9 protein-coding genes are annotated in these 12,167 nt (G+C 69.2%); 5 read left to right on the forward strand and 4 right to left on the reverse strand.

Features of this window, described 5'->3' with window-relative positions; all coding sequences use genetic code 11:
* Positions 1-507: 507 nt before the first annotated feature.
* The 3 genes from BLP88_RS01950 to BLP88_RS01960 are packed head-to-tail and all read right to left on the reverse strand — an operon-like array spanning position 508 to position 4,160.
* The gene (locus BLP88_RS01950) at positions 508-1,440 is read right to left on the reverse strand and encodes a glycosyltransferase family 2 protein (RefSeq protein WP_074586429.1); all 933 of its coding nucleotides are present in this window, start codon (positions 1,438-1,440) and stop codon (positions 508-510) included.
* A complete protein-coding gene (locus BLP88_RS01955; RefSeq protein ID WP_074586430.1) occupies positions 1,437-2,984 on the reverse strand; it encodes a lipopolysaccharide biosynthesis protein in 1,548 nt (515 codons plus the stop codon). Before BLP88_RS01955 ends, BLP88_RS01950 begins: the two co-directional genes overlap by 4 nt.
* 6 nt (positions 2,985-2,990) lie before the next feature.
* Positions 2,991-4,160, reverse strand: coding sequence for a glycosyltransferase (locus tag BLP88_RS01960; RefSeq protein WP_074586431.1), 1,170 nt, complete (start codon positions 4,158-4,160; stop codon positions 2,991-2,993).
* Positions 4,161-4,304: 144 nt separating this feature from the next.
* Between BLP88_RS01960 and BLP88_RS01965 the strand changes: the two genes are divergently transcribed.
* From BLP88_RS01965 to sufU, 5 genes are all read left to right on the forward strand, one after another.
* Positions 4,305-5,906 carry a tyrosine-protein kinase domain-containing protein gene (locus BLP88_RS01965; RefSeq protein WP_084110686.1) on the forward strand — a complete coding sequence of 534 codons (1,602 nt, stop codon included), beginning with the start codon at positions 4,305-4,307 and terminating at the stop codon, positions 5,904-5,906.
* 9 nt (positions 5,907-5,915) lie between these two features.
* Complete coding sequence (locus BLP88_RS01970; protein WP_074586433.1) at positions 5,916-7,253, forward strand: O-antigen ligase family protein; 1,338 nt, start codon at positions 5,916-5,918, stop codon at positions 7,251-7,253.
* The gene (locus BLP88_RS01975; RefSeq protein ID WP_074586435.1) at positions 7,250-8,827 is read left to right on the forward strand and encodes a glycerophosphodiester phosphodiesterase; all 1,578 of its coding nucleotides are present in this window, start codon (positions 7,250-7,252) and stop codon (positions 8,825-8,827) included. The genes BLP88_RS01970 and BLP88_RS01975 overlap by 4 nt, the downstream gene beginning before the upstream one ends.
* 157 nt (positions 8,828-8,984) lie before the next feature.
* Entirely contained in the window at positions 8,985-10,292 is a 1,308-nt protein-coding gene (locus BLP88_RS01980) for a SufS family cysteine desulfurase (RefSeq protein WP_074586437.1), read from the forward strand.
* Positions 10,293-10,299: 7 nt separating this feature from the next.
* The gene (gene sufU, locus BLP88_RS01985) at positions 10,300-10,752 is read left to right on the forward strand and encodes a Fe-S cluster assembly sulfur transfer protein SufU (protein WP_074586438.1); all 453 of its coding nucleotides are present in this window, start codon (positions 10,300-10,302) and stop codon (positions 10,750-10,752) included.
* Positions 10,753-10,770: 18 nt separating this feature from the next.
* Here sufU and BLP88_RS01990 read toward each other — a convergent pair whose 3' ends face one another.
* A complete protein-coding gene (locus tag BLP88_RS01990; protein ID WP_074586440.1) occupies positions 10,771-12,084 on the reverse strand; it encodes a UDP-glucose dehydrogenase family protein in 1,314 nt (437 codons plus the stop codon).
* Positions 12,085-12,167: the final 83 nt, after the last annotated feature.

A 12,167-nucleotide genomic window follows, 5' to 3' on the forward strand; every position in this document is an offset into this window, starting at 1 on the left:
GATGCCTTCGGACCCTCTCAGCACGGCGGCACAGGTTCCATTGAACCGGCCCCGATCGGGTGGACGGCAGGCATCGCGGCAGGCTTCGGCCGGGTGCTCGCTCGTGGCGTGTGGTGGATCGCCATGGTTGTTGCCCCTGCGTTTTCGGACTCCGGGCACGGGGAAACGCACCGTTGGCCCAGGCTGCAAAGCAACGCCGGTCCGGCGACATGTGCGGTGCCAGGCGTAGCGGAAGACTACGTCCGGCGTTTCCCGTAGGCATCCCCGACCCCGGCTAACGGACACCAACGCTAGTAGAGCCTCGACTTTTGTTGCAAATCGATAACGGCCCAAGATCGCCCCCCTCGCGATGATTTCGACTTGATAACGGTGCTTGGAAAAGTTGCGACACGCCGGGATAATCCGCGTGATTCCGGGAAAGTTGCGATAGGTGCGCGGGCGGCCCGAAAACTTTCCAAAAATTCTTTAACCGACGCCCCGGCAGGGCCCCCCTGCCTGTGTTCGGTGTCACTTCCGCTTGTATTCGCTGTACACATAACCGAACGCTCCTGACGCCATGCCGGTCCCGCGGGCGATCGTGCGCAGCCCCCGCGCCCGCAAGGACATGGACCCGGTGACCGTCCCGGCCAACAACCGGGCGCTGCCACCGGCGATCCGCACCGCTCCGGACACCAGGTGCCGGCCGCGCACGGCAGCCTTTTCGACGGCATTTTCCGCCAGTTCCAGGCTCACCCGCGCCGCCGAATTCCCGCTGCGCAGGGCCCTCCGGAGCACCCATTCGCGGCTCAGCCTGGACACCGGGACACGGTCGATGACGGCAGCCTCATCGCACCACAGCATCACACCGCCCAGCCTGACCAGCTTGCGGGTGAAGAGCGTGTCCGAGCCGCCGCTCAGGCCGAACCGCTCGTCGAAGCTGAGGCCGAATCGGCGTATCTGCGGCAGGTCCAGGAGGAGGTTGTTGGTTGCGGCCACCGTGAGCCGGGTTCCGGTCTTGAGCCGGCGGCGGTCAAAGAACCTGCCTTCCTGGATCCAGCGTTCCGGGGTCCTGGCGTACTCGCTCACCACGGGGCCCACGACGGCGGCCGCGCCGGTGGACCTGTGCAGGGACACCAGGGTGCGGAGCCAGTTCTCCGTGGGCACCTCATCGTCGTCGATGAACACCAGCACCGAATCGGCGGCGGACTCGGCAAGGGCCCGGTTCCGTGCGGCAGCGATCCCTGGCCGCGGTTCGTGGACGTAGCGCACCTGCGGGGAAGCGAAGGCTTCCACGGCGGTCCGTGCGCTGGCTGCGGGGTCGTTGTCCACCACCAGGATCGAAGCGTCACCGCCGGCGCCGTCCAACTGTTGTTGCAGGCGTGGGATGGCCAGCGCCAGGTCCTCCGGACGCTTGTAGGTCAGTACCGCCACGACGAGCGATCCTGCGGGGGCCTGGCTCATGGTTCCTCCTTCACGAGGGGTTCTTCCGTCATGGCCGGCCGCTCACCGTTGTGGCGGACAAAGAGCGACCTGGCCTGGGAAAAGAACAGCTTCAGATGCTTGCGGTGGAACAGGAACAATGCTGCGGCGCCGGCGATGATGAATGCCAGGAGCCCCGCGGCGGCGGTGGCCGGAGCCGACCAGCCGAGCACCCGAAGAGCCAAGTAGGCCGCAGCACCCCACAGCGAGGAATGAACCGCCGGCATCAGCACGCCCAGCAGCTCGCGGACCCTGCGGCCGCTGAGGCGGGACTGGATGGCCAGCAGGACCGGGACGAGGAGGAAGCCGAAACCCACAAGGCCTACAGCGACCCCCAGCAGGCCGAACTGCAGGCCCACCACGATGCCGCCCACCTGGACCATCGCTGCCAGGACCTCGTAGCGGACGATCAGGCGGCCCTTGCCCAGCCCTTTCATCAGGGACGGCGTGATGTAGAAGAGGGTTTCGCGGATGCCGCCGATTGCCAGCACCGTGACGATCGGGGCAGCCGGCGCCCACGCGTCGCCCAGGACCACATGCACCAGTTCCGGGGCCGCGCAGGCCACATAGGCCATTGGCGGGGCAGCAAGCATGGCCACAACCCTCGAAGCGGACAAGAGGTGCCCGGCAACCATCGCCGTGTCCCCGGCGGCCCGGGAGAACGCGGGGAACATGATCCGGTTGACGGTCTGCCCCACCAACTGCACCGGCACCACCATGATCCGGTAGGCCATGCTGTAGAGCGAGAGCGGGAGCACCCCCAGGAAGCGGCCCACCAGGATGTTGTCCACATTGCGCGAAAAGTAGGCGAGGAAGTCCGTGAAGAAGACGCTCATGCTGAAGGCCAGCAGCGGCCGTACTTCGCCGAGGTGGAAGTTGGGCCCCGGACCGCGCGATGCCAGGAGCAGCAGCAGGGCCGTGAGCAGGTCCGTGGTGATGACCTGGTAGGCGAGCGCGAAGTAACCGGCGCCCAGCAGGGCGGCGGTGATTCCCGCCGTCGCGCCCGCTGCCGCGGCGATGATGTCCGCGCGCGCCACCTGGCGCAGCAGGAGCTCCCGGGACAGCATGGCCCGCGGCGTGATGGCCAGGCCCTTGAGCGGAATGGCGGCGGCCAGTGGCAGGAGCAGGGCTGTCACGCCGGGGGCGTGGAAAAAGCTTCCCGCCCACGGCGCCAGGACGACAGTGACGGCGCCGATCAGGACGGCGAACATCAGGTTCACGGTGGCGGTGGCGCCGGCCGCGCGGCGGCTGACTTCGGGGCGCTGGATCAGGGCCGAGGAAAGGCCCTGGTCCAGGAAAAGGGCGGCGAACGTGGTGTAGACGGTGGCGGCGGAAATGATGCCGTAGCTTTCCGGGCCCAGCAGCCGGGCCAGGACCACAGCGCACAACATCTGGAAGCCCTGCCTCGCGAGCACGGCCGAAAGGCTCCACCGCACGCCGCTGACCGCGGTCCGTCCCGAGAACGCCGGGGTTCCGCCCTCCGGGGGGCCGGGCGCGGGGACCTTGGCGGCGGGACGGCGGTGCACGGCGGTTCAGGCCTTCCCGCTCCGGACGCCGACGGCGGCAGCCACCTGCCGGGCCATGTTGTCTCCGTAGCCTTCCGGACTGTGCCGTTCCCGGGCCAGTTGCGCGTCGGCAAGTGCCCGTTTGCGGTAGTGCGGCCAGCCGGCGTGCACCGCGGAGAGGGCGTCGGCCAGGGCAGTGGCTTCTCCGGGATCGACGAACTGCACTGAGCTGTACCCGCCGGCCGCCTCACGCAGACCCGAGGTGTTGCTGGCTACCACCGGCCGGGCCGCGAGCAGGGCCTCGACTGCCGTGTTGCCGAACGGCTCATCCAGCCGTGAGGGCACCACCGCGACGTCGGCCGCGGCCAGGAACGGCCAAACCGTGTCCTGGAAACCGTGGAAGGTGACGAAGTCCGCAGCCCCGCTCCGCGCCACCTGCTCCCGCAGTTGGTCCTCGTAGCTTTCATTGCCGGGGAACACGGCGCCCACCAGGGAGAGCGTGGCCGGGACGCCCCGGTCGCGGAGCCGCAGCACGGCGTCGATCGCCACGTCCACACCCTTGCGGTGCGACAGGCGCCCCAGGTACACCACCCGCAGGCCGCCCTCGAGCCCCTCCCTGGCCGGCACCACCGCGTCCGGACCCGGCACCCCGTTGTAGACCACCGTGGCCCGGCCCCGCAGCCGGGGGAGGGACGCGGCGAGGGTGTCGGCGCTGAAACTGCTGTTGGTGACGATGTCCGTGGAAAGAAGCAGGGGCAGCGCCAGGGCGGCCCGCAGCGGGCGGGGCGCGCTGGACTCGGCTTCGTGGACGTGGGTGAGGACCGGGATCCTGAGCAGCCGGGCCAGGACGGTCCACAGCGGCACGGTGATGGTGTTGGCGAGCACCAGGTCGGGGCGGCTGCCGCGCAGCAGGGCGACTCCGGCAAGGCCGCCGCGCACGGCGGCCACGGCAAGCTTGAGTACCCCCGCGGGGGAGAGGAAGCTCTTGCGGAGCACCGGCGTCGGGCAGAACACGACGTTGACGCCGCGTGCCCGCAAACCTGCCACCAGCGGTCCCGGGGCGGGAACGGTCACCAGCACCCTGGCGCCATGGCGCAGCAGGCCGTCGACCGTTTCCAGCAGGACACGGTCCGAGCCGTAGAGATCGGCGCTCGGATGGGCCACCAAAACCGAAGGCCGGGGTTGGGAAGTGCGCACGTTTCTCCTGTCCGCACGGGCCGCCCGTGGTAGCAGAAGCTTAGGACCGCCGGTAAGGCTTTGACCAGCACTTCGGGGCCCCTGGGGCACTCCCGGGAAAGGCCCGCCTCGGAATGCTTCCGCAGCGGCCCCGGGCGTTCAATAATGGTGCAACAAACAAGGCAAACGGGACCGGGCCAACGAGCGGAACAGCCCCGGACGCCATCTGGGGGCGGCTCTTTGGAACTGTCAGAGTATCTCCGCGCAATAGTGCGCGGATGGTGGATCGTGCTGGTGTGCGCGGTGGCCGGACTGGGGGCTGCCGCGATCGTCACCGAGAACATGCAACCCCAGTACCAAAGCACGGTCCGCTTCCTCGTGGTGTCCCCGCCCGCCACCGGCCAGTCGGCCCTGCAATCGGACGAACTCTCCCGCGGCCGTATCGCCACGTACGCCGCCCTGGTCAAGAACGACCTCTTCGTGGAGCGGATCCTGAGGGACAGCGGCGTCCCGGTCGACGGCGCGCAGGCCCTGGACGCCATCAGCGCCTCCGGCGACCGTGACACCCTGCTGCTCACCGTCGTCGTGACCATGCCGGACGCCAGCGACGCCGTTGCCGCGGCGTCGGCCATCGCCAAGAACTTCGGGCCCGCGGTCAACGAACTGGAGGAGGGACGCAGACCGGAAGGCTCGTCCCAGACCGTCCTGACAGTGGTGTCCGGCCCCACTCCGGAAGACGCCCCGGTGGCGCCGCGGGTGGGCCTGAACCTGGGGCTCGGCCTGTTGCTGGGCGTGGCGCTGGGGATCGGCATCGCCGTCGGCCGCCGGCTGATGGACCACTCCCTGCGGACCCCCGAGCAGGTGGAGGCCGCAACGGGCCTGCCGCTGCTGGCCCGTATCCCGCACGCTTCGGCCGCCCGCAGCTTCGAGAAGCTGCTGCAGCGCCGGTCCGATTCCCTGGTGGATGAGGCGGGGCGCAGGCTCCGCACCAACGTGGACCACCTGTCCCAGTCCCAGCACCTGCATTCGGTGACCGTCACGTCCGCCACGGCTGGTGAGGGAAAGACGACGGCGGCCCTGCTGCTCGCGAAGGCCTGGGCGGAGTCCGGCCACACCGTGCTGCTGCTGGAGGCGGATCTCCGGCACCCGGAGCTCGCGCTTGAACTGGGCCTGGCGAAGACCACCGGCCTGTCGAATGTGCTGTCCGGGCAACTGCCGCTGGACAAGGTGATCCAGCGGACAGCCTTCGAAGGCCTCCACACCATCGGCGCGGGCACCGTTCCCTTGCAACCCACCGAACTGCTGAGCAGCAAGCAGACGCCGCTGGTGCTGGCGGCGCTGAAGGAACGGTACAGCCGGATCGTCGTGGACGCCACGGCCCTGCAGCCCCTGAGCGACGGCGCCCTGATGGGCTCGCTCACCGACGGCGTGGTGGTGGTAGTGCGCCACGAAAGGGTCACACGGCAGATGCTGGCCCTCGCCCTCGACAACCTCCGCGCAGTGGACAGCCGTATCCTCGGCGTGGCCCTGAACGCCCTGCCTGACCGTTTCGCCGAAGCCCACCGGCGCGGGGCACCGCGCACCCGCCGCGCCCACCGCGCAGAAACGGTCGATCCGGGCCGGGTGCGCGGCTGGCCGGAACCCGGGGAGGCGGCCCGTCACGACGACGGCGGCTCCGGGCCCGGGCGCGAGAAGGACCGGGGTTCCGGCGGCTCGGCCGCCGACGACCCCGATGGCGCGGCCCTGCCGCCACCGCGGCGCGGATAGCGGTGCGCCATGTTCAGGCTGGTCCTGTGGATCGCATGTTGCTTCGGCTTTGCGTGGTTGTTCCGCCGGCGGATCCGCTGGGCCTTCGCCGGGATCCTGGGCGTCTGGATGCTGGTGCCCACCGTCGGCAGCCCGCTGATCACCGGAGTGGACAGTGGCGCCCTGTCCATGCACGCCGCGAGCTGGCTGATCTTCGCGGTCTTCACGGTCCGGCTGCTCCACGACCCCGTGTCGCTGCGGCGGGTGCTGGGCCGCGAGTTCTTCTTCTTCATGGTGCTGGCGCTGGTGGTGCTGGCCGCCTTCCTGGCGTCACGAAGCTCGCCGGACGGCGGCGGCATGGTGCTCCTCGTCGACCAGATCCTGGCCCCGGTCCTGTTCTTCCTCATCCTCCTTTCCGCGGCCCTCGACGACCCTGACCTGGTCACGGCGCTGCGGACCATGCTGCTGACCCTGGTGGCCGTGACCTGCGTCATCGCCCTGATCCAGTGGCTGACCCACAGTGTGCTCTTCTATGAGGAGGGCTTCCTTACCCAGTACTGGTTCAACCCGGAAACCGACCGCTGGATGGGCACGCTCGACCAGCCCCTGGCGTTGTCCCTGGCCATCTGCGTCGCCGCGCCCCTGGTTGCCGGCCTGAAACACAATTTGCTCCAGGCCCTGTTGCTCCTGCTGATGATCACCGGCGTGCTGGTCACCCAGTCCAGGGTGGGCCTGTTCGTGGTGGGCTTCTCCGTGGTGGCCGTGGTGCTCTTCGCCAAGCGCCGCGTGTGGGTGAGGATCGTCTTCCTCGTGGTGCTCTCGGTGGCCACCTGGTTCATCGTCCAATCGCCGCTGGTGGCCGGCGTTGCCGAACGGCTCGAGGACGACACGGGATCGGCCGAGGCCCGCGCCCGGGCCTTGGAATACTTCGTGGCCCACTGGTCCGACTACTTCATCGCGGGCCAGGGGATCGGCGCGAGCTACAAGGTGGCGGTGCAGGGCGGCCTGCAGACCAGCTTCGAAAACCCGCTGGTGATGTACAGCATCGATTTCGGCATCCTGTTTGCCTTGCTGTACTTCGGCGCCATGGCCTACCTGGTCCTGAAGCACGCGCCCAGGCACCACTTCCGCGGCCTTACCCTGGCCGGACTCCTGGCCGTCGTGGTGCCCCAGACCTACAGCTCCCTGGCGACCCGTTCCGCCGCGGCCATCCTGATCTGGACCGTGTTCGCCATGCTCGTCATGGCCGGCGATGAAGTCGTGCGGCAAGGACAGCTGCTGAGGGAGGCACAACGGTACCCGGAGCTGCCGGCCGCACCGTACGAAGGCGCTGTCCGCGAAAGGGACCAGGCAGGGAGGCGTCCGTGAACAGCGGTGCCTGGGGGGCCGCCGTCGGGCGCCGCCGCTTCCTGGCGCTCGCGGCACAGGGCGCAGTGGCGGCAGGCAGCGCCCTGGCCGTAGGAAGCACGCTCGCAGGCTGCGCGGGCTGCCCGCAGGCCGCAGGGACAGGCACCGCGGTACCCACGCTGGCCCCGGTCCCGGACGTCCCGCTCCAGCCGGCCGGGCCGTACAGCATCGGGAACCTGCTCTCGACGAAAAACTTCTACATCGCCCACCGGGGTTCGGGCGACAACTGGCCCGAACACACCATGCTGGCCTACTCGCAGTCCGTGGCCCTGGGGCTGAAGGCGATCGAAGTGTCGGTGTGGGCCAGTTCGGATGGCGTGCTGCTGTGCCACCACGACGCTTCCACACTGCGTACCACCGGCCACGACTTCCAGATCCCCGCCACCCCGTACGCGGCCCTGGCCCAGCTGAGGGTGGACGCCCGCGCCTGGCTGGGACCGGCTACTGCGCAGGAACCGATTCCCCGGCTGCGGGACGTCCTGGACGCCTTCGCCCGCAGCCACGTGATCTTCCTCGAGGACAAGGGCGGCACCAACGCCGATGCGATCATCACGATGTTGCAGGACTACCCGGACAGCCGGGACCACATCGTGTGGAAGCAGCCGGCCATGTCCCCGGGTCACCTCTACGCCCGGCAGCGCGGCTACACCACCTGGGGGTACTTCACGAGCAAGGAACTGGACCGGGCCGCGGACTTCCAGGACCGGGTGGACCTGTTGGGCGTTCCCACCCTGGCCGCGGAAGCGCCGATCCGGCAACTGGTGGCCTTGGGGAAGCCGGTGATCGCCTGGGAGGTGCACCGCAGGTGGGAGCGGGACCGGCTGCAGCGGCTGGGCGTGCGCGGCATGATGTGCTCCAACGTGCCCTACGTGCTGCAGCGGCTCGCGCCCGCCTCAACCGACAGCCTGGGCCAGGGCAGCCGCGCCGCCGGGGACCTGCCCTGGAAAACGGACAGCGACTGGGCCGAGCAGCCGGCCTTCGTGGACGATGCGCTGCGTTTCGGCGGTGCCGCCGGTTCCTACACCGTGGGGTCCATGGCACCGCTGGCCGCGCCCGGCTGGCGGCTCGACGTCGAACTGCGCTGGCCGGACGGCGGAGGAACCGGCGGGCAGCGGGCCGGAATCGCCTTCGCTCTTGGCGACGATTCCCCGGTGCTCCCCGTCACCAACGGCGCGGCGCCGGCGGCCACCCAGGGCGGATACCGGCTGGAGATCGGAGCGGACGGCTCCCTGGAACTCGGCCGGACCGACAAAGGCCAGGTGCAGCCCGTGTCCCTGGCCTCGGCGGCCGGCGGAGCCGGGAGCGGGCAGTGGCTCCGGGTCCGCGTGGAAATGGCACCGGTGGGTATCCGCGCCAGCGCATCGGCCGACGGCGGACGGACCTGGAGCGTGCAAAGCAACGACACCGCGTTCCGGGGCGGTTATTTCGCCCTGCTTTCGGGGACCGGTACGCCAGGGAACGACGGCGGAGCTGCCGTCGAGTTCCGCAACTTGGCCGTGACGGCGCTCAGCGTCCAGGAGATGTGCCTTGTCTGAGTGAGGGGCGCCTTAGTGAGCGGCGCCTAAGTGTCGCCGGGGCCGTGGGATAATTAGGATCAGTCAGTGTGACGTAATTTGCCCCTGTTTCCGGTAGAGCTGTTTTCCGGGACGCGGGCCGCGCCGCATGCCCTACCGGTCCACCCAGGAGTACGCCATGGTTGCCATCCCCACACATCTGCTCCACTCGGCAGCAACCCTCGACAACGACGAGGTGCGGCGGATCCGCAATGACTTCCCGATCCTGCACCAGCAGGTCAATGGCCGGGACCTGGTCTACCTGGACTCCGGAGCCACCTCGCAGAACCCCTTGAGCGTCATCGAAGCCGAGCAGGAGTTCTACGAACAGCGCAACTCCGCCGTGCACCGCGGCGCGCACTACCTGGCAGTGGAAGCAACCGAATCTTTCGAAGCGGCCCGGGAAACGGTGGCCGCGTTCATCGGCGCCCGCAGCGACGAACTGGTGTGGACCTCCAACGCCACCGAGGCCCTGAACCTGCTCAGCTACTCCTTCCTCAACGCTTCGCTTCCCGGCGCCCCCGCGGAATCGGCGCCCTTCGCCCTTCGTGACGGCGACGAGATCGTGGTGACCGAGATGGAGCACCACGCCAACCTCATCCCGTGGCAGCAGCTGGCCATGCGCACCGGAGCCACCCTCCGCTACATCCCGGTGGACGACGCCGGTGCCCTGGACCTTGAAGAAGCCGCACGGATCATCGGCCCCCGTACCCGGGTGCTGGCCTTCACCCACGCCTCCAACGTGCTGGGCACCATCACCCCGGTGGCATCGCTGGTGGACCTGGCCCGCGCCCAGAACACCCTCGTGGTGCTGGACGCGTGCCAGTCCGCGCCGCACATGCCCCTGGACGTCAAGGCCCTGGACGTCGACTTCGCCGTGCTCTCCGGCCACAAGATGCTCGCGCCCACCGGCATCGGAGCCCTCTACGGCAAGGCCGCCCACCTGAACGCGATGCCGCCGTTCCTCACGGGCGGCTCCATGATCACCACGGTCACCATGGAAAAGGCCGCGTTCCTGCCCGCGCCGCAGCGCTTCGAAGCCGGCACGCAGCGGATCTCCCAGGCCATCGCCCTTGCCTCGGCCGCGAACTACCTCACGGAAACCGGGATGGCCCGGATCCACGAGTGGGAAACGGTCCTCGGGCAGCGCTTGGTCAGCGGGCTCAGCGCCCTTCCCGGTATCCGGGTGCTCGGTCCGGCCGCCGGTGAGGAACGGATCGGCCTGGCTGCGTTCGACGTCGACGGTGTGCACGCCCACGACGTCGGGCAGTACCTTGACGACCGCGGCATCGCCGTCCGCGTCGGCCACCACTGCGCCCAGCCGCTGCACCGCCGGCTCGGGCTGACCGCCACCACGCGCGCCAGCACCTACCTGTACAACACCACCGACGACGTCGACGCCCTCCTGGAAGCCGTTGCCGGCGTGCGCTCGTACTTCCGAGTTTGAGGAACCCATGAGTCTTGACGCCCTCTACCAGCAGATCATCCTGGACCATTCGAAACTGCGCCACGGCGAAGGGCTCGCGTCCGAACCGGCGCCGGTGGGCGCCAGCTGCGGCGAATCACACCAGCTGAACCCCACCTGCGGGGACGAGATCACGGTGCGGCTCGCCGTCGTCGACGGCCGGATCAGCCAGCTCCGCTGGGACGGCGACGGCTGTTCCATTTCCATGGCCTCGGCCTCGGTGCTCACGGATCTCGCCGAGGGCATCGACACGGAGGAACTCCGCCAGCTGATCGAGACGTTCCGGGAAATGCTGCGCTCCCGCGGCACCATCACGGCCGACCCGGAAGTCCTGGGGGACGCCGCCGCGTTCGAAGGAGTGGCGCGCTATGTGGCCCGGGTCAAGTGCGCCATGTTGTCGTGGGTGGCCGCCGAGGACGCGCTGGGCCAGGCGACCGCCTAGTTCCTTGCAGGCGCTTCCTTACGGCCGCCCCAGGCCCTTGTACGTCCACCCGGCCGCACGCCACTTGGCGGGATCCAGCACGTTGCGCCCGTCGAGGATGCGGCGGTTGGCCACCAGCGCCGCTGTCTCGTGCGGGTCCAGCTCGCGGTACTGCTTCCATTCGGTGAGCAGTAGCACGGCGTCTGCCCGGTCCAAGGCAGTCTCCATGTCCGGCTCCAGCGGCAGCTCCGGGAAGCGTTTCGCGGCGTTGTCCAGCGCCTGCGGGTCGGTCACCGTCACCACGGCTCCCTGCAGCTGCAGCTGAGCCGCGGCGCTCAGGGCAGGGGAGTCCCGCACGTCGTCGCTCTCCGGCTTGAATGCCGCGCCCAGCACCGCGATCCTCTGGCCCATGAGCGTGCCGCCGCACAGCTGCCGCGTCAGTTCCACCACACGGGTGCGCCGGCGCATGTTGATCGCGTCCACCTCGCGCAGGAACGTCAGGGCCTGGTCGGCGCCGAGCTCGCCCGCGCGGGCCATGAACGCGCGGATGTCCTTGGGCAGGCAGCCGCCGCCGAAACCGATACCGGCACTGAGGAACTTCGAACCGATCCTGTCGTCCACGCCGATCGCCTCGGCCAGCCGCACCACGTCCGCGCCCGTGGCCTCGCAGACTTCGGCCATGGCGTTGATGAAGGAGATCTTGGTGGCCAGGAAGGAGTTCGCGGCCGTCTTGACGAGCTCGGCCGTGGCAAAGTCCATCACCATCCGCGGGGTCCCGGCGGCGAGGGGTTCCGCGTAGACCTCGTCCAGGAGGGCCACGGCGGGGTCGTCCTCGGAGCCGGAGTCCACGCCGTACACCAGTCTGTTCGGGTTCAGGGTGTCGCTGACGGCGTGGCCTTCGCGCAGGAACTCGGGATTCCAGGCCAGCATCGCCGCGGGCTGGCTTTCGCGCACGATGTCCGCCAGCCGTGCCGCGGTCCCCACCGGGACCGTGGATTTGCCGGCCACCAGTTCCCCGGGGCCCAAGTGTGAGGCCAGGGATTCGACGGCGGCGTCCACGAAGCGCAGGTCCGCGGCGTTCTCGCCGCGCTTCTGCGGGGTGCCGACGCAAATGAAATGCACCTGGGAGCCGCGGGCTTCGGCCATGTCGGTGGTGAAGCGCAGGCGGCCGGATTCCTCGAGCTGTTTGAGCAGTTCGTCCAGGACCGGTTCGTAGAAGGGCGCGTGGCCGTCCGAAAGTTCGGCCACTTTGGCGGGGTCCGTTTCGATCCCCACGACGTCGTGCCCCAGTTTCGCCATGCAGGCGGCATGGACGGCACCGAGGTAGCCGCAACCAATGACTGAAATCCGCATGCAACCCCCATGGTCGACGCACCGATGAACACACAGTACGACGATCGGCGGCGCGGCGCACCGGGTGCGCCGCAAGAACTTTC

The organism is Arthrobacter cupressi (assembly GCF_900099975.1).
GTDB classification, from domain to species: domain Bacteria; phylum Actinomycetota; class Actinomycetes; order Actinomycetales; family Micrococcaceae; genus Arthrobacter; species Arthrobacter cupressi.

What these genes read in the sequence shown, in the direction of transcription:
- BLP88_RS01965 (WP_084110686.1), top strand. Translation starts at nt 4,305, where the DNA reads ATGGTGCAACAAACAAGGCAAACGGGACCGGGCCAACGAGCGGAACAG.
- BLP88_RS01980 (WP_074586437.1), top strand. Translation starts at nt 8,985, where the DNA reads ATGGTTGCCATCCCCACACATCTGCTCCACTCGGCAGCAACCCTCGAC.
- BLP88_RS01990 (WP_074586440.1), bottom strand. Translation starts at nt 12,084, where the DNA reads ATGCGGATTTCAGTCATTGGTTGCGGCTACCTCGGTGCCGTCCATGCC.
- sufU (WP_074586438.1), top strand. Translation starts at nt 10,300, where the DNA reads ATGAGTCTTGACGCCCTCTACCAGCAGATCATCCTGGACCATTCGAAA.
- BLP88_RS01950 (WP_074586429.1), bottom strand. Translation starts at nt 1,440, where the DNA reads ATGAGCCAGGCCCCCGCAGGATCGCTCGTCGTGGCGGTACTGACCTAC.
- BLP88_RS01970 (WP_074586433.1), top strand. Translation starts at nt 5,916, where the DNA reads ATGTTCAGGCTGGTCCTGTGGATCGCATGTTGCTTCGGCTTTGCGTGG.